General features: G+C 35.4%; 20 protein-coding genes. 11 read left to right on the forward strand and 9 right to left on the reverse strand.

Features of this window, described 5'->3' with window-relative positions; translation table 11 throughout:
* Positions 1-4 precede the first annotated feature (4 nt).
* The 4 genes from G9C87_RS18035 to G9C87_RS18050 are packed head-to-tail and all read right to left on the reverse strand — an operon-like array spanning position 5 to position 2,138.
* Entirely contained in the window at positions 5-898 is an 894-nt protein-coding gene (locus G9C87_RS18035; RefSeq protein WP_172283756.1) for an alpha/beta fold hydrolase, read from the reverse strand.
* Positions 879-1,337, reverse strand: a complete 459-nt coding sequence (locus G9C87_RS18040) for a DUF1330 domain-containing protein (protein WP_172283758.1) — start codon at positions 1,335-1,337, stop codon at positions 879-881. The genes G9C87_RS18035 and G9C87_RS18040 overlap by 20 nt, the downstream gene beginning before the upstream one ends.
* A 10-nt stretch (positions 1,338-1,347) precedes the next feature.
* Positions 1,348-1,692 (reverse strand): GIY-YIG nuclease family protein, encoded by a 345-nt coding sequence (locus tag G9C87_RS18045; RefSeq protein WP_172283760.1) that lies wholly within the window; start codon positions 1,690-1,692, stop codon positions 1,348-1,350.
* 20 nt (positions 1,693-1,712) lie between these two features.
* The gene (locus G9C87_RS18050) at positions 1,713-2,138 is read right to left on the reverse strand and encodes a MarR family winged helix-turn-helix transcriptional regulator (protein ID WP_172283762.1); all 426 of its coding nucleotides are present in this window, start codon (positions 2,136-2,138) and stop codon (positions 1,713-1,715) included.
* A gap of 911 nt (positions 2,139-3,049) precedes the next feature.
* Between G9C87_RS18050 and G9C87_RS18055 the strand changes: the two genes are divergently transcribed.
* Together G9C87_RS18055 and G9C87_RS18060 are read left to right on the forward strand one after the other, a co-directional pair.
* Complete coding sequence (locus G9C87_RS18055) at positions 3,050-4,150, forward strand: slipin family protein (protein ID WP_228457046.1); 1,101 nt, start codon at positions 3,050-3,052, stop codon at positions 4,148-4,150.
* A 101-nt stretch (positions 4,151-4,251) separates the two neighbouring features.
* Positions 4,252-5,094, forward strand: coding sequence for an alpha/beta fold hydrolase (locus G9C87_RS18060; RefSeq protein ID WP_172283764.1), 843 nt, complete (start codon positions 4,252-4,254; stop codon positions 5,092-5,094).
* 76 nt (positions 5,095-5,170) lie between these two features.
* Here G9C87_RS18060 and G9C87_RS18065 read toward each other — a convergent pair whose 3' ends face one another.
* From G9C87_RS18065 to G9C87_RS18080, 4 genes are all read right to left on the reverse strand, one after another.
* Entirely contained in the window at positions 5,171-5,629 is a 459-nt protein-coding gene (locus G9C87_RS18065) for a VOC family protein (RefSeq protein ID WP_172283766.1), read from the reverse strand.
* Positions 5,630-5,714: 85 nt separating this feature from the next.
* Positions 5,715-6,599 (reverse strand): helix-turn-helix domain-containing protein, encoded by an 885-nt coding sequence (locus G9C87_RS18070; protein ID WP_172283768.1) that lies wholly within the window; start codon positions 6,597-6,599, stop codon positions 5,715-5,717.
* Between the two features lie 154 nt (positions 6,600-6,753).
* The gene (locus tag G9C87_RS18075; RefSeq protein ID WP_172283770.1) at positions 6,754-7,080 is read right to left on the reverse strand and encodes a helix-turn-helix domain-containing protein; all 327 of its coding nucleotides are present in this window, start codon (positions 7,078-7,080) and stop codon (positions 6,754-6,756) included.
* 6 nt (positions 7,081-7,086) lie between these two features.
* Positions 7,087-7,515: a helix-turn-helix domain-containing protein gene (locus G9C87_RS18080; protein ID WP_172283772.1), complete on the reverse strand. Its 429-nt coding sequence runs from the start codon at positions 7,513-7,515 to the stop codon at positions 7,087-7,089.
* A 676-nt stretch (positions 7,516-8,191) separates the two neighbouring features.
* Between G9C87_RS18080 and G9C87_RS18085 the strand changes: the two genes are divergently transcribed.
* The 8 genes from G9C87_RS18085 (at position 8,192) to G9C87_RS18120 (ending at position 16,190) form a co-directional block, all read left to right on the forward strand.
* Complete coding sequence (locus G9C87_RS18085; RefSeq protein WP_172283774.1) at positions 8,192-9,730, forward strand: SulP family inorganic anion transporter; 1,539 nt, start codon at positions 8,192-8,194, stop codon at positions 9,728-9,730.
* Positions 9,731-9,943: 213 nt separating this feature from the next.
* Positions 9,944-10,618: an HAD family hydrolase gene (locus G9C87_RS18090; RefSeq protein WP_172283776.1), complete on the forward strand. Its 675-nt coding sequence runs from the start codon at positions 9,944-9,946 to the stop codon at positions 10,616-10,618.
* 5 nt (positions 10,619-10,623) lie between these two features.
* Positions 10,624-11,448, forward strand: coding sequence for a phosphoribosyltransferase family protein (locus G9C87_RS18095; RefSeq protein ID WP_172283777.1), 825 nt, complete (start codon positions 10,624-10,626; stop codon positions 11,446-11,448).
* Complete coding sequence (locus tag G9C87_RS18100; RefSeq protein WP_172283779.1) at positions 11,438-11,992, forward strand: TerD family protein; 555 nt, start codon at positions 11,438-11,440, stop codon at positions 11,990-11,992. The genes G9C87_RS18095 and G9C87_RS18100 overlap by 11 nt, the downstream gene beginning before the upstream one ends.
* A gap of 6 nt (positions 11,993-11,998) precedes the next feature.
* Positions 11,999-13,159 (forward strand): toxic anion resistance protein, encoded by a 1,161-nt coding sequence (locus G9C87_RS18105; RefSeq protein ID WP_172283780.1) that lies wholly within the window; start codon positions 11,999-12,001, stop codon positions 13,157-13,159.
* A gap of 15 nt (positions 13,160-13,174) precedes the next feature.
* Positions 13,175-14,119 (forward strand): hypothetical protein, encoded by a 945-nt coding sequence (locus tag G9C87_RS18110; protein WP_172283781.1) that lies wholly within the window; start codon positions 13,175-13,177, stop codon positions 14,117-14,119.
* 225 nt (positions 14,120-14,344) lie between these two features.
* Positions 14,345-14,956, forward strand: coding sequence for a TerD family protein (locus G9C87_RS18115; protein ID WP_172283782.1), 612 nt, complete (start codon positions 14,345-14,347; stop codon positions 14,954-14,956).
* A gap of 196 nt (positions 14,957-15,152) precedes the next feature.
* Positions 15,153-16,190 (forward strand): TerC/Alx family metal homeostasis membrane protein, encoded by a 1,038-nt coding sequence (locus tag G9C87_RS18120; protein ID WP_172283786.1) that lies wholly within the window; start codon positions 15,153-15,155, stop codon positions 16,188-16,190.
* Positions 16,191-16,266: 76 nt separating this feature from the next.
* On the opposite strand, the gene G9C87_RS18125 is transcribed toward G9C87_RS18120, so the two are convergent.
* The gene (locus G9C87_RS18125) at positions 16,267-17,262 is read right to left on the reverse strand and encodes a catalase (protein WP_172283788.1); all 996 of its coding nucleotides are present in this window, start codon (positions 17,260-17,262) and stop codon (positions 16,267-16,269) included.
* A gap of 131 nt (positions 17,263-17,393) precedes the next feature.
* Between G9C87_RS18125 and G9C87_RS18130 the strand changes: the two genes are divergently transcribed.
* Complete coding sequence (locus tag G9C87_RS18130; RefSeq protein ID WP_172283790.1) at positions 17,394-17,828, forward strand: FKBP-type peptidyl-prolyl cis-trans isomerase; 435 nt, start codon at positions 17,394-17,396, stop codon at positions 17,826-17,828.
* The last annotated feature ends 150 nt before the right edge of the window (positions 17,829-17,978 follow it).

Here is a 17,978-nt window from a genome sequence, read left to right on the forward strand (position 1 = left end):
AGTTTTATTTTTCCGATAAATTTACAGTTTGTATAATCTTTTTGCAGATTGGGATATAAAGCTTTTCCGGGATGGAATGTCCCATTCCTTCGATCATCATAAGCTCTGAATTCGGAATAGTCCGGTAAAGATCCCTGGCAGATTCAGGATGAAAAATAGGGTCATCTGTTCCGTGAATGATAAGAACAGGTGCTAAAATTTGTTGCAGGTCATTGGGGTTGTATATCCAGGAGCCCATAGCCAACATTTGCCTGAACATACCATTTTTTGTTTTAGAACGGATTAATTCCTGTTCTATTAAACTTCTTTCCTGCATTTCGTTCAAAGGGAAATTGCCTGATATCCTTTTGGCAAAAATTATTTTTTCTTTAATATAAGCTTCTTTGTTGGTAAGATAATCAACAGGAGGTTGGGTCATCATTGCCATGACATCCGGATTTGCAGAAGGCAGCTGAGGATTGAGCGAGGTAGACATAATAATGGTGACCGATGATACTCTTTCGGGAAAGTAAGAGCCCAGCAATTGTGCAATCACCCCACCCATGGATCTGCCAATAATATGAGCCTTTTTAATGTGTAGATGATCCATAAGCCCTATAACGTCTTTTGCCATATCCTTCAGTGAATAGGGAATGTCTTCTTTTCTGATCTCTGAAAAGGTTTGCTCGATATTTCCTCCGAATTGGATTTCTTTTTCCGCAGTAAAAACAGAAGCCCCGGAATCCCTGTTATCAAAACGGATGACTTTGAAGCCTTGTGAAGAAAGCTGCTCGCAGAAAGAATTATCCCATCGGATCATCTGGCTGCCTAATCCTGAGATTAAAATTATAGAAGTACTATTATTTTCTCCAAAGATCTCGTAGCATAAATCTACATTGTTAATGATTGCTGTTTCCATTGTTGGGTTTTATCGATTGAAGCAGAATCTCTTCCAGTGGTAACAGTCGAGAATCTTCAATAGCTGCGGTGCGGTGGCCTGCGATTTTCATGTATTCTTCGTTTTGTTCAAAATTTAAAAAGTCGCCTACACTTTTTTGACGGATGAGCATGCAAATGTCCCAATACTCTTTTTCAGGCCCTATTAAAAAATGATCCCCTTTTCCAATAAAAAGAATTTCACCTCCACTGGCTGTGAGAAAGGGTTCTGTTTCCTGTATGTATCGGCAATATGCATCCCAGCCACTTGTGATCCCGGAAGATTTCAGTTCCGGATGAGATGAATAATCGGCTTCTTTTTTTAATTTAATAAGATTCAGATTAACGATAGAACCTTTTATATTTTTACTGAATAAATGTTTTCCTGCCTCGAAGGTAGGATATAGATAAGATGTTGTCATTTTTTTATAACTAATAAAGATTTTCCGGGAGCTCAATATCTTCGATACAATTCTTTTCTGCCTTTAAAACTTCCTGACGGTAATTGATATAAGGATTGTTCTGAGGCTCCACTACCGCAATACATTCGAATATAAATGCATTTTCACCGTACTCATTCCAGTCAGACTGCAATTGCCGATGCGTGTACTGGCCAATATTGAGTGAGAATTTTATTTTATTCTCCAATGCTTCCACATTAAGGGAGCCTTGGATAAACTGCTTTCCGTTTATGGTATTTTTAATAGAAAGAACTCCCATTGTTACAGGATGATTTTTAGCTTTTTCTCTAAGTTGCTGTTTAATTGTATTTTTCATTTAAATTCATTGTCTGTTTATTATTGTATCGATCCTCCCAGCTCAAATAGGAATTCTGAAGTAGCTTTAAGAGATTTGTTCTTCTTAAATGATAATACTTCTGCTGTAATATTTTCTGCTGTTTTTTTTGCTTCTTCAAAGACTTTTTTCCCGGTATCAGTGATTACAACATAGCTGATCCTTGCATCTCTCTCATTGGCTTCTCTGGATACAAGACCTATTCTTTCAAGGGGATTCAAAAGGCGTGTAATCCCTGAAGCTGTTAAACCTGTTTTCTCCGCCAGATCTATTCTGCGGATCTTATGTTCTGAAGACCCTATAAGAATATACAGGATCGTAAAATCACTGAAGCTAAGTCCATGCACACTCAATGCATCAAATTTTCTTGAAATAATGGCCTGTACTTTTGTAATGTTCATAAGCAGTAGTAAATCTGTACTTATCATTGAATTATATTTGAGTTGTCAAGTATTTTTATTGTGCAAATATAAACATTTTAATTAATTACGTATTATGGTTAGTTAATTTTATTATTTAATTGATTCAAAATGTGAATGACTGGATAGCCCAAATAGGTAACTAAAAAACAAGTCTTTTAGAGTAAGAGAATCGATTTCCTGTATAAATAATTTATTACGCAAAATGATTGCGTATTTCTATAATTACTTTGCATTATCAAAATGAAATAATAATAAGGTTTGGAAAAAAACAAACCTTAATGAAGATATCAGACAGGTCTTGTTGAGTGTTTCGGTATATCACCATTGCAGAAGGATTGTTGAGAAACATGATCTTATTCTGTTCAGCTTGATCTGAAGGTTTGAGGAGTTTTCCAAAAAACTTCTACCATGTGCTATGGGTCGAAGGTTCGAATCCTTCTGTTTCCTTATGGAAATATAACTCAGTTGGGTAGAGTAATAGCTTTATGCGTGGGTTCGATTCCCACTCTCATTTAGGATGAGATAGCTCAGTTGGTCAGAGCACTACGCTTTTAACGTAGGTTAAAATAGACTCAAAATCTATTTTGCAGAGTTTAATATTTCTCTTCAAAAAATGTATGTATGGAAAAAGTCTGAGCTTTTTCAGTTGTTCAGTCAATGTTTTGGAGAAGCCTGTAAAAAAGTTTTTTGTGAAAAAATAACCTGACGGATCATGATAAAAAGCTGTATGGTGTAAATGAAGTTTTTTTTGTGTAGCAGTGACAGTGAAAACGCTCAAAAGCCCGTGTACCCAGAAAGTAGTATTGTCATGTATGTCTTGAAATAATTCTTTCAGAAATGCTTATTTCCGCTGTTTTCAGAAGAAAAATCCTCAGTTTTTTCCTTTTATAAAGTATAAAATAACCTTAAAATATAATATGATGTTTAGAAATGTACAAATTAATGCATATCAGGTAGGTCTGGTATTTAAAAACCGGAATCTTATTGAGATTTTACGAGAAGGCCATCACTGGATTTTTGGAAATAAATCTGTGGATATCTATGAAATGAAAACACTTTTGCAGATAAATGACGACCTGCTGCTTTTACTAAAACATCAGGAGTTAAGCGCTATGCTTGAATTGGTTGAGGTAAAAGACGGAGAACTTGTTTTAGTCTATGAAAACGGAATCTTTAAAGAAGTTCTGCATGTAGGGCAATATGCTGCTTGGAAAGATGTCGTAAACAGGACCTTTCAAAAGATTGATATGACGAAAGTTGATATTACTGAAAAAATTTCCAAAACGATTCTGGAAAATCCAAAATTGAAAAACCTTGTGAGAAAATTTGTGGTAACAAGTCAATACAAAGGTTTGCTCATTATTGATGGAAAGCTGACAAAAGTGCTGGAAGCAGGGACTTATTATTTCTGGATGAATGAAATTTCTGTTGAAGTAAAAAGTGTAGATACCCGCATGCAACAAATGGAGATTGCAGGTCAGGAACTTTTAACAAAAGATAAAACAATGCTTCGTATCAATTTTTATGTCCGTTACCAGGTTGAAAATGTGGTGAAAGCATTGATGGATAATAAGGAGTATGATAAGCAACTATACATTATCATGCAATTGGCTTTGCGTGAATTTGTTGGGGCTTTAACACTGGATGAATTGCTGGTGAAAAAAGATAATGTAGGACAGGAGATTCTTGCTAATATGGGTAAAAAGGGTGAAGATCTTGGACTGAGAGCTACAGATGCGGGGATTCGTGACGTTATTCTTACCGGAGAAATGAAGGAGATCATGAATCAGGTTTTGATTGCCGAGAAAAAGGCTCAGGCCAATAGCATCATGCGTCGGGAGGAAACAGCTTCTACAAGGAGCTTGCTGAATACCGCAAAATTGATGGAAGAAAATGAAGTGTTGTGGAAACTGAAAGAAATGGAATATATGGAAAGGATCGCGGATAAAATCGGAGATATTACCGTATCCGGAAACAGCAATATTGTTTCCCAGCTTAAAGAGATTTTCGCAAGATAGAAAACTGCCCCAATTATTATATATGAGCAGGTTTCTGTAAAGAAATCTGCTTTTTTAGTACCATCTGAATAAGTAAAAGGAAATTTTAAAAATTATAGGTAATGAGAAAAAATACCGTTTTTAAGAATGATCAGGGAAGACAAGAGATCTTGACAATGTATGATGCTGCGCTGCTGGGTTGTGGTGTGGGAATTAAGCAAAGAGTATGTAAAACAAGTTTTGGAGATACATATATGGTAGAAGCCGGTGAGGAAAATGAAGACATTCTTGTGCTTTTACATGGCGCGTCATCCAATTCGACGTCATGGATCTCAGATTTCCATGTGTATGCTCAAAAGTATAAAGTAATAGCCGTTGATATTATCGGTGAACCCGGGAAAAGTGCGGAGACGCGGCTTTCCTATGAAACCATGGATTATGCCCTGTGGTTACATGAGGTGTTTGATGCAATGCAGATAAAAAAAGCACATATTGTAGGGTTGTCCCAGGGAGGATGGCTGGCAGTGCGTTTTGCAGGGTGTTTTCCTGAAAGGGTAAACAAAATGGTTTTGCTTTCACCAGCCGGTATTGTAAGAACTGCAGGGAGTTTTATATTTAAGGCGATATTCTACTCGCTGTTTGGAAAAGCGGGCAGGAAAAAAATCAACGAAATTATATTAGGAGAACAGTCCGTTGATCCAAAGGTTATAGAGTTTATGGATCTAATGCAGGATCATGTCAATGCACGGATGGATAAAGAGTATATCTTTCAGGATGAGGAGTTGGAGAACCTTACCATGCCGGTTTTGTTCATTGGAGGAAGAAGAGATGTTATCCGGTCTACAGAACAGATTTCAAAACGTCTTGGAGGTATATTGCCGGACTTGAAAACAATTATTGATGAAAATAAGGGACATGTACTCGTGGACACGTCTGAAGAAATTGTTAATTTTCTTCAGAATTGATGGTATGCCAATTTGAAAATTCTGGTCCGCAAACGGGCCAGAATTTTTAATTCAAAAAGATTTTGAGCGGATGAATTTATTTCCCCTCGTTATTTTTACTGACCCACTCTTCATAAGAAATTACACCCCATTCAGGTCTGCCTTCACCTTCTAAAACAGAGATGAATTCCAGTTGATTTCCGTCGGGATCATTAAAATAAATAGCTAAAGCCGGCATCCATGCAAAAACCATAGGCTTGTCTATCCCGTCTTTTAAGAAATTATAAGGTTTCAGATTTCTGTTTTGTAAATAGTCAACAGAATAGTTCAGGATGTCTTCCTTATCACTTGAAAAAGCAAAATGCCGTGGTTGTAAATTTTCTTTTTGCTCCCATAAACCCAGCATAAAGTCCTTTCCTTTACCAATCCATAAAAATGCAATAGGTCTCGTTTCGTCACGATGAGCCAGTGTGAGGCCTAATACTTGGGTGTAAAATTGAATGGCATTCTCCAGGTTACTCACTTGGATATGGGTTTCATATAATCCTTTGATCATGATTTTTTTGTTTAATGTGATGATACAAAGCTATACATAAAGACAGGAAAATAGGAGAGCCGGATTTCGGCTTAAGTGACCAATTTTACGGTTGCTGTCTAAGTTCTGTGGGAGTTTTGCCTTTCTGATGTTGTATGAAGCGGGAAAAATGCGTTGGTGAGTCAAATTGCAGCTCATTACTGATTTCTTTAATACTTTTCTCAGTATATTTCAGAAGTACCTCTGCTTCACGCAAAATTCTGTTTTGAATAACTTTTAAAGCCGGATATCCTAAATGTTCAGTTACACACTCGCTGAGGTATTTAGGGGTTATGTTCATTTGGTCCGCATAAGATGCCACGGCTTTATTTTCTTTGAATTGTACGTCAACAAGCTGCCGGAAGCGGTGCATAATCTGAAATTTCCGGTTGATCGAAGTATCGGAATTCAGCAGGCAGATTTCGCAAATCCTATTGTATTCAAATAAAATCTGTACAAGATAAAGTCGTATCATTTCCATTCCGAAGGGAGCTTCTGTGTCTATTTCCTGTGAAATTTTATTGAATTTGTACAGGAAATCTTTTTGTTGTTTTCCTTTCAGAGGAAATGTCGGAGGATAGTTGGGATTAATGAACATGAGATCATTCAGCACATGGTTATAAGCCCAGCCTTTTTTTAAAAATGAAGGTTCAAAAAAGATGAATTTTGCATCAAATGTTTTCTGGGGCTTTTCTAATGCTACCCATGATTCTGCCGGAATCACAGAAACACTGTTGGGCTTGATTAAAAATTGATGCGAGCCTGCTTTGATTCTGGTTTTACCCTTCACTCCTATAATAATCATATAAAAATGAATGCGGTTACCCTCAAGAGGTATTATCTCTTTGCCACTGACGGACAGGCATACAATGTCCATTTCCTTTTCGGGAAGGATGTAATTGAAATAACGACCGACAAATGATACAATATTCAGCTCGTGCTCTTCTTTCATGATGAACAAAGTTATCAATCTGTTGATTAAAAAAATCAATATTTTATTTCTTTATAGAAAAGCTATGATAGGCATTATGATTCGAATGTACAGACCTATCTAGCTTAAATAAAAAGCCGGCAAATAATCATTCGCCGGCTTTTTATTATTTTTTTTAACTGATTTCTTCTTCAAAGTTCTTTTTCCATTTTGCAATGGTAGTTCTGCTTATCTTGTACTTTTTAGACATATAACTTGTCGAAAAGCCATGCTTTTTTTGATATTGCAGCAGTTTAAGCATTGTTTTTTTGTCGTAGGTCTTTAGTTTTTGATTGTTTTTTGAGCTTTCTTTTGATTGTTCAAAAATTCTTTCATTGAATTTTAAAACATCATCAGAAGTGTTAAGTCTTTTCAGTAATTCTTTAATTTTGGGTTCTTCTAATTTATCCGGATGCTCCAGTCTGAGCATATCATGGTAAATCTTGCTGTAATTTGGTCGCATTATATCTTATTTAATGGGTGTGTTTATTTTTTGCAGCCAACGGTGAAGGGTACTTTTAGGAATAGAATATTCTTTAATGACCTCATTCAGAGTCATCTCTCCTGATTGAATTCTTTTAATGATGAATTCTTTTATTTCCTGTGTGTAAATGTTTTTTCTGAAATAAGGGATTTTGTCTGATTTCTCCGTATTCTTGTTTACAGCTGCCGGTGGAGCGTATAAAATAAGGTGAGAACTATATAATCTGAAAAAATCGTACTCCAGTAATTTGCTGCATCGTAGCAGAACTTCTGTATCTATCGATTTGCTGTTGTACATCTTTTCAACAAATTCTTCATCCTTGTTTAAGAAATTACAAATTCTTTCCATTGTAATTCCTTTATCGTCAACCCGCTCTTTCACGAATTGCCCGATATGTATTTCTTTGTATAACATTTTTATTAGATAATATTTTATAATTAGTGTTTGCTTAGATAGATTAGATAAAATAGTATATCAACTGTATTCTGAATATGTGATACGTATAGAAATAATAGAATATGTTACAAAATAGGTAATCAATTGCCCTTGTGAGCAGCGAAGATGGTAAAAAGCAAAACTTCTGGAATAGCATGGCTATTATTTGCTGAATTTTTTAGTATGTAAAGAATGACTTGAGTATCCTTCTAACCTCCATCGATGCTTTTAGCGATTATTTATCTTTTGTCTCGTCTAATAAAATACTATAGATATCAGATTTTATGACTGCAGTAGCAATAATATATTATCTAAAGCCCTTTCATTCAATTTTTTCTTTATATTGTTTACTCGTAGATTAATTTTTTTTATAAAAGTTAAATAAGAAAAATCTTATTTTAATTTAAAGTTATATAATAAAAAATCAACTTCTTGATTTTCAAATATAGAAAAATTTAAAATTGATGCAAAAAATATAAGTAATAAATAATGTTAAAAAATGACATTAACGGAAAAATTAAGGTTTTAAATTTTTATATTTTTAATAATATAAATTTATGTGTGAATTATTTGAAATAATGCTTATTCGTTTATGCTATTTTGAGAATTCGTTTATTGTGTATAATATTTCAAGTATTTACCTTTGTGATTAACTATGGATGCATTCACTAATATCTTCGATTTTCCTAAAAAAATTAATTATAAAAATGAATTACTTGCGGGATTTACTGTCGCAATGACCATGATCCCGGAGTCTCTTTCATTTGCGATTCTTGCGGGACTTTCTCCGCTTACGGGCTTGTATGCCGCTTTTTTAATGGGATTGATCACGGCTGTTTTTGGAGGGAGGCCGGGAATGGTGTCCGGAGGAGCAGGTGCTACAGTCGTGGTATTGATTGCTTTGGCTAAATCGCATGGAGTAGAATATCTGTTCGCAACCGTTGCTTTAGCAGGAGTTTTCCAGATATTGGTTGGTGTTTTTAAACTGGGGAAATTTGTTCGCCTTATTCCTCAGCCTGTTATGTATGGGTTTTTGAATGGTTTAGCGGTCATTATTTTTATGGCTCAGGTAGAACAGTTTAAATTTGTAGATGGCAACGGAGCCGTTCATTGGCTTCAGGGAAGTTCTTTATATATTATGGCCGGACTTACGGCTTTTACGATAGCCATTGTTTATTTTTTTCCTAAACTGACCAAAGTGGTTCCTGCCTCATTGGTTGCCATTATTATTGTTTTTGGACTTGTCCTGGGATTAAATATCCATACAAAGACTGTCGCGGATATTGCACACATCAGCGGAAGTTTTCCTCCATTTCATATTCCTGCCGTACCATTTTCATTGGAAACCCTGAAAATTATATTTCCTTACGCATTAATCATGGCTGGTGTAGGCCTTATAGAATCTCTTTTAACTCTTTCGATGGTTGATGAGATCACCAATTCCAAAGGAAATGCTAACCGTGAATCTGTGGCTCAGGGACTTGCTAATATTACCAATGGTTTTTTTGCCGGAATGGGCGGTTGTGCCATGGTAGCTCAGACGTTAGTTAATCTCAATGCAGGATCCCGAGCCAGGCTTTCAGGAATCATTGCATCAATAACGATTTTGATTATTATTCTGGTAGGAGCACCATTTATTGAAAAAATTCCAATGGCTGCTTTGGTAGGGGTAATGATGATGGTAGCCATCAGTACCTTTCAGTGGGTTTCGATAAGGATTGTCAATAAGATGCCAAAGTCTGACATATTTGTTGGGGTGATCGTCGCGATGATAACAATAGTTTTGCATAATCTGGCCTTAGCTGTTCTTGTAGGAGTCATCATTGCGTCGTTGGTATTTGCCTGGGATAATGCAAAAAGGATCAGAGCAAGAAAGTACGTTGATGAAGATGGAGTGAAGTATTATGAAATCTCCGGCCCTTTATTTTTCGGATCTGTAACCGCATTTGCAGAGAAATTTGATCCGGCAGCCGATCCGGATAAGGTTGTCGTGGATTTTAAAGAAAGCAGAATTGTTGATATGAGTGCAATTGATGCTTTGGATAAGCTGTCCAGACGGTATCATGAGCTCAATAAAACCTTACACCTACGCCATTTAAGCGAAGACTGCAGGAAAATTTTAAAAACAGCGGAAGCGGTAATTGATGTTAGCATAGAAGATGATCCCACTTATAAGGTAATGCCCAAGAAATAGACAAATGGTAGGTACGTGCCATGATGAGTTGTCGTTTTTTTCTTAATTATTAATCATAAATCTTAAAAAGTTATAAAAAAAACAGACTTTAATTTTAAAAAATTATCTTTGGGAGGAATTGAATAGATTCAAACTAAAAACTAACGACGAAAAAATGAAATTATATGGAGTAATTTTTAGCAATGCTCTGTGTAAATTGTAATACGTACCATTTTGAAAACAGATATTGACATCCACAACCACTATCATTTCTCTTTTGATTTGTGGCTTACTTTGATAAAATCTCACCCTGAATTTAAAGCAAAAAGAGTTGAGCTGTTCACCTCGTTTTTTACCATTAATCAACCCATAGAAACTGTTACAAAAACAGTAAAATATTATGATGATTTGTGTAATACGATGAATGAAGTAACAGGAGGGAATGTGGATACATTTGAAATTTATCTTCTTATATTAAGCGCTTTACAGGTTGATATAAAAGAAATCAATACGGATGATCTCAATGCATTTTATATAAAAAGCGAAGAATTGTTCCTGGAGTACAAACCGGTTATTATTTTTGACAATATACACCAGCTTTTCGACGAGATCAAAAACCAGGGGAAGACCATCAATATTTTAAGTAATACCGGCTTTATAAAAGGGAAAACGCTTAGAAAGTTTTTAATAGAAGAGAATCTGGACGATTATATCGATTTCCATATCTATTCAGATGAGATCAATTGTTCAAAACCCAATCCGATTGCTTTTCAGGAAGTGAAAAGTAAAATCAAGAACCAGGAGCTGGAACTTCGCCAGATTTTGCATATCGGTGATAATGCGATTGCCGATTTTAATGGAGCGAAAAGCTTTGGTTTCAATGCACATTTACTTAAACATTCAATATAATAACTATGAACACGAGGTACAGTTTACATCATATTCATTCTGCGGAAGAGTTTAGCTTTTCTCCGGCAGAATACAGTTATTTTAAATATGGAGATAAATCTTATGCCGAGAAGTTTGCTAAAGAATTATTCGAAGGATTTATTAGACATTATGAAGGGCTTTTTGATGCCGATAAAGAAATCGTGATTTTACCGAGTCCTTATATGGCAATTCCCACTGCTTCAAACTTTTTATGCTTTTATTTTAAAAAGTGCCTTGATTTCTATCTTTTTCAAAAAGGAAAGAAGTCAAGTATTTTATCCAAGATCAACCGTAATCATACCTATACGACAGATTATGGAAATCTTAATTTCGAGGATCGGAAAAATCTGATTGCTAATGATACGTATTATATTGACAAGGATTTTCTAAGAGGAAAACTTTGTATTTTTATAGATGATATCAAAATTACAGGAAGCCATGAGCATACTGTAAACAAAATATTGAATGAATATGACGTACAAGCTGATTTCATATTCTTATATTATGCGGAGTTAATGAATTTTAATATTGACCCGAAAATTGAAAACTACTTCAATTACTATGCAGTAAAAAATGTAGATCACATTGCTGAGGTGATGGCGAGGCCTGGTTTTCAGTTTAATACGAGAATTGTGAAATATATTTTAGGGTTGGATTCAAGTAATTTTGAGTATCTTACGTCTAAAGTAAAAAAGGAACAGATCGATAGCTTGCTTGAACTGGCAATCAGCAATAACTATCATTTAATAGAAGAATACGAAAATAACATAAATGCTTTAACACAAACAGAATTATATTATGGCTATTAACTTACAAAAAGGACAAAGAGAAAATATAAATGCACCTAAATTTACCGTAGGTTTAGGATGGGACATCAATAATACATCTACAGGAGGTTCTTTCGATTTAGATGCTTCTTTATTTTTATTGGGAGAAAATAAAAAATTGGTTTCAGATAATCACTTTATTTTTTACAACAACCTGGAATCTCCGGATAAAGCTGTAATCCATACGGGAGATAATTTAACAGGAGATGGAGATGGCGACGATGAGCAAATTAAAATTGATCTTACCAAAATCGATTCTGCTGTAAAGGAAATAACAGTGGTTGTTACCATTCACGAAGCTGAAGCAAGAAAACAAAATTTCGGACAGGTAAGAAACTCTTTTATCAGAATTTTCAATACCGATACCAACGAAGAAATTCTAAAATATGAACTGGATGAGGACTTCTCCATCGAAACAGCGGTAGAATTCGGAAGAATCTATAACAGAAACGGAGAGTGGAAGTTTGAAGCGGTAGGAAGCGGACAGAGAGAAGGGCTTGAAAAATTTGTATCACTTTATCAATAATTTATCATGGATAACGAACCCAATCAACCTATCGACCCACTTCAGTCAATTGAACCTCTTAAAACATTTGAGCCGGCACAGCCTGTTCAATCCAACCAGGGAACACCTGGGGTTCTGGTGGACCGCGATGGAAATGTGAATTTAAGCCAGATCAAAAATGATGATCTGCAAAAATATGAAAATGCAGCGAATGCCATAGATGAAACTAATCCCGGTTCTATCGTAAATTTTGGTTCTGAACTGCAGAAGACGCTTGCAAATCAGAGTGATAGCTTTCTGAATAACGTCAGGAGGTCCAATTCTGGTGAAGTAGGAGAGCTGATCAATAATTTATTGGTTGAGCTTAATTACGTGGATGTAGATGAAATCAATGGCGGAAATAAAGCGAAAAGCTTTTTAAGCCGTTTGCCATTCATGAAAAAAGTAATCACCCAGGTTGAGAACTTATTTGCGAAGTACGATAAGATTATCAATAATATTGATCAGATCTCTTATAAAGTAAATGCGGGGATCATTACTTCTACAAAGGATAATGCAGTATTGCAAACGATCTTTGACAGTAATGTGAACTCTATTAAACAAATAGAAGATCTTGTAATTGCAGGGAATCTAAGAATGGAGAGAGCGGGAAGAGAACTTGCAGAAATGGAAGCGAATATCCAGAATTATGCTGATTATCAGATTGCAGATAAAAGAGACTTCATTAACAGGCTGGACAGAAGATTGGCTGATCTCAAAGTTGTTCGTCTGATCATGATGCAGTCCCTTCCGCAAATCAGATTGGTACAGAACAATAATGTTTCCATAGCTGAAAAGGCACAGACTATCCTTACCACAACATTGCCGGTATGGAAGAATCAGCTTTCTTTAGCTGTTGCCATGCACAGACAGCAACAGAATATTGAAATTCAGCAAAAGGTATCTTCCACTACAGAAGAAATTTTAAGGAAAAATGCAGAACGTCTGGGGCAAAACTCCAGAAACGTTGCGAAAGCAAACGAGCAGACCATTGTATCCGCTGAAACCTTGAAAGAAACAACAGCCATGTTGATCAATACCCTGAATGAAGTAAAGCAGATCCAAAAGCAAGGAACAGAAAACAGAAGAAAGCTGGATCAGGACCTGCAAACATTAGAAAGCGAACTAAAAGCAAATATCAGAGGTTAATAATACGATACACCGGTGAATGATGAAGCTGTAACCATACTGTCTCAGAGTAAAAGAAGATTAACGAAACTTAAACTTCTTGCCAACTTCTTTGAAAATGTTAATATAATATCCATTTACATTAAAACAGATATTATACATAATCTGTTCAATGAAAATAAGACACTGGATTTTCAGAAGCTTGAGCTTTTTCACCTTCAGTATACGGACAGCCTGATAGAATTGTTGACCAAGATAAAGAAGAAAAAGGAAAACGATCTGCTGGCGGTTATTAATGAAATTGATATTAATAATCAATATATTTCAGCTTTTGAAGAAAGGAAAGTTGATAGTTTTGAAATAGACAGGAAAATGTACAGCGGTATATTTTCTACGCATTTGAAAAATTTGTATAAAGATCTTACAGAAGATAAATTCACCCTGAACTGGAATGATGTTTTATATTTTCATAAAAAATATGCAACGGAATTTTACAGAACGGAGGCAGATGAATCAAAACTTAAGCTTCATCCGGTTCCTTCTTACCAGTACAATGATTATTTTATTGAAAGGAAATTATTAGGTAAGCTTAATATACAAAACTTTAAAGTACGCTTTATGTGTGGTTACAAAATCGACAGAAATGAATATGAATTATTTCGGATCTTTCAATCGGATGAACACTTTATCTTCAACATTGAAGAGAAGAGATTATACCTGATCGATGATGAGCTTGCGTACTTAAATACTGCGGAAAATGAATCGAACCAGATTGTTATTATCAACCAGCTAAAGAGGAAAAATCAGGAGCTGGAGGAATCAATCGGTGAAAGAAAACGTACACTACCTGAAGATGTAGAGACTGTTTTAAAGGACTATCTTCGAAACTTAGAAAACGTTGATATTATGAGCAAAATATTTGATGTCAATGAAGAAACAAATATTCTGCGTGCAATGCTTAATTTGAATTTGAATAATTAGGAAGGAGGGAAAATGCAAATTTGCTGAATTGTAAAAAGGCCAAATTGCATTATTTGTAGAAACTGTAAAATAGTTACTATAAGATAAAAAAAGAAGCAATTTCACAATTATTCAGTTTAACGGATTAACTTAAAAAAGAAACTACCTTCAAAAAAGGTAGGATAAAAGTAATTTTGCGATTCAGCGGTTTCGCAGTTCACTAAAAAAATAATTAAACATAAAAAAATGGCTATTAACTTACAGAAAGGTCAAAGAATTAATCTTACCAAAGAAAACGGAACTACTCTTACGCAAGCCTGTGTGGGAATTAACTGGGGGGCGATTGAGAAAAAGAGCTTTTTCGGGGGAAGTAAAAAAGAAGCAGTAGACTTAGATGCGAGCTGTATTTTATATGATTCCAATAAAAATGCAACGGAAGTAATCTACTTCGGAAACCTAAAGTCTAAAAACGGATCTGTGAAGCATAGTGGGGATGATCTTACAGGGGATGTAGACGGAGATGACGGTTTGGATAATGAGGTTATTACGGTGGATTTCAATCAGCTGGATCCCGGTGTTGAGCATGTTGCCCTGGTTTTGAACAGCTACAGAGGTCAGGATTTCGGAACCATTCCGTTTGCGTCCATTCGTATTTATGAGGGAACACCGACTAATGTAAAAGAAGTTTTCGCTAAATACGATATTGCTAACGACAAATCATTCAGCGGGCATGTTGCGATGGTAATGGGAGTTTTTTACAGAAGAAACGGGGAATGGAAATTCAACGCAATCGGAGATCCTACCGCAGACAGAAAACTGGAGCAGACAATCCAGACCGTACAGCAAAAGTATTTATAAGAAAAAAATATAGCACATAGACTGATTTACAGGCGTAGTGAGCTGATTATTGTTGATTGTAAATTTATTAAACAAGACTTTTGTCAGGCTTAGTTATGCTGAAATTGGTTATATTTACGCGCATTAAAATAAATGGCAATAATTGTACTCCGTACAGCTATTGCTTTTGTCGTATATAAAAAAAACACATAGTAAAGTGGAAAAACATCAAAGTATTTTAGAACTGCATCCTGGTTTGGTGTGGGGATTTGCGGTAACGGTTGTTATCATGCTGCTTCTCGATTTGGGAGTTTTCAACAAAAAAAGTCACGAGGTTTCATCTAAAGAAGCAACGATCTGGTCTGTAGTGTGGATTTCATTGTCCATGATCTTTTCAGGAGTGGTATATTGGGTGTTCAACCAGGCTGATGGGCATCATCTTGCTGTAGAAAAGTTTACCCAGTATCAGGCTGCTTACTGGATAGAAAAAGCCCTTTCAGTGGATAACCTGTTTGTATTTATCCTTGTTTTCGGATTTTTTAAAGTTCCGAAATATTTACATCATAAAGTTTTGTTCTGGGGAATTATAGGCGCGTTGATTTTCAGGGCGATATTTATTTTTGCCGGAGTCGAACTGATCAATTTAACTTATTTACCTGAAATGCACATTTTTGGTGAAGCTGTTAAGATTAATATTGTAATGGCACTCTTTGGTATTTTCCTTATTTACGCCGGTATTAAATCCTGGGGTGACGGAGGCGATGATGAGGATGAAGATTTCAGTAATACTGCCGGGGCTAAGCTTATCAAGAGTTTCTGGAAAGTTGCCGATAACTATGATGGAGATAAGTTCTTTACCGTTAAAAACGGGATCAGAATGGCGACTCCACTTTTGGTTGTTGTAGGAGTAATAGAATTTACAGATGTTCTTTTCGCTGTAGATTCAATTCCTGCTATTTTTGCGATTTCTGATGATCCGTTCATTCTTTATACTTCGAATATTTTTGCAATTCTAGGACTTAGATCATTGTATTTCCTATTAGCGAATTTTATTCATATGTTCAGTAAATTACCTTACGGATTAGCTATCATCCTATCTTTCATTGGAGTTAAAATGTTAATTGCACCATGGATTCATATTTCATCACCAATCTCATTAGGGGTCGTGGGTGGAGTACTGGTGATTTCAGTTATTTTATCAATCATGTTCCCTGAAAAAGAGGACGAAGCAAAAGAAAAGCTTGAAGAAAAATAAATCATAAAGCCTTACTGAAAAGTAAGGCTTTTTTATTGAATCTAGTTTTTTTATTTCGTGCCAATTGTTTTCAAGGTTATCCATGCAACAGTTTATTGATCTTGCGCCGGGTTTGTACAGATACCTTATACGCTTCATCCCGGAGTTTCTGGATTTTACCAACGGGCTGGAAAATAGTCTTGCTTTCAAAAGGATTAAAAGACAGGAGTTCGTGTTCACACGATCGCTCAAGTATACTATCCCTTTTGATTAGTACTTCACCTATTTTAATAAGGGGAGCATTCTTCCATTCACGATTTAAAATATTAATGGGCTGATCCTTTAAATCACAACACAGCTGAACCAATACATCCGCCACATACTCATTGGAAGAAAAGTAATTTTCAATAGCTTCACGGGTACCTGTTTTTTTTCCAAAATTCTTCTCCGGAGATTGAGGTTTTAGCTGTATTTTGATCATATATTCGCCTAACCGGTAGGCTCCGATAGAGTGAAAATCAAATGAAAGGAAGAAATTGTTACGCCGGCTGATCAACCTGAACAGATGCTTTAAAAATGAAAAGGTGAATACTGATGGGGTTATTTTTATTATCTGGTAAGCAAGAGGAAATACATGGTTCCATTTTTTTATAAAAAATTGGTTTATTGAGGTAAAAAGCTTCAAAAATGTACTTACTGAGTTAACCGGGAACAAAGGGAAATTAACCAATGGATAATTGGCCAGAACATCGCCGGTTTCGTCTTTTATTTTTACTGAAAAACCGTAGGCTGGCATTTCTTTTTTCGATTTTGTAATTTTCAGATGTGCATTGGAAAACCTGATGATAAGATCATATTTTTCCTTATCAAAAAAGGGTTGCAGATTATCGGGTAGATTTGTATTTACTTTGAACTCTCCTTTTAGAACCGCATATGTTGTAGCATGAGCATTTCGCGTCGCATAATCTACATCGCTGATAATGGATGACTGTTCAACAAAATCTGAAATACTTTTTTTGTTGATTGTAAGAAGTTCTTTTTCCTCCTCCGTCAGTTCATTGAATTTCTTATTATATAATATTGGGCTTGGCATTAATTTTTAAATCCAATTATAACACCAAGTTTCGAATTGCATGTTAAAATAATGTTATTTTAGTGTTTTATCTGCTTAACATTCGGTTTTCAGTGTTTTTCAGAAAGTTTATCTTTGTAAAAAATTAAATAATGGGAGTAGCAGATATGTTATTTAAACGCAAAAAAGAACTGGCAGAAAAAAATCTTAATGAGGGAAAAGCCTTCATGGAAGAAAATGCCAAAAAGGATGGTGTTGTAACGTTGCCAAGCGGATTGCAGTATGAGATCATTACAGAAGGTAATGGAGCTCAGCCTAAAGCAAAAGATACGGTAAAATGTCACTACCACGGAACCACAATCAAAGGAGAGGTTTTTGATAGCTCTGTAAAAAGAGGAACTCCGGCGTCATTTCCTTTGAATAGAGTAATATCCGGATGGACAGAAGCTCTTCAGCTAATGCCGGTAGGAAGTAAATGGAGATTATTCCTTCCTCCTAACCTGGCTTATGGTGAGGAACAGATCAGCAAAGAAATTGGCCCGAACAGTACCCTTATTTTTGAAGTTGAACTATTGGGAATTAAATAATTTACTGATTAAATAAAGCTTAAAATTTACCCGATTTCTGGGTAAATTTTTTTATTTACTTTAAATTCGTATTTTAGATTTTAAGTTGTTTAAATAGGTGATAGATTATTTTTAATAATGCATGCAATCTCCTTCAACAGCTGACTACAC

Source organism: Chryseobacterium sp. LAM-KRS1, from assembly GCF_013184525.1.
Taxonomy (GTDB): Bacteria; Bacteroidota; Bacteroidia; order Flavobacteriales; family Weeksellaceae; genus Chryseobacterium; species Chryseobacterium proteolyticum.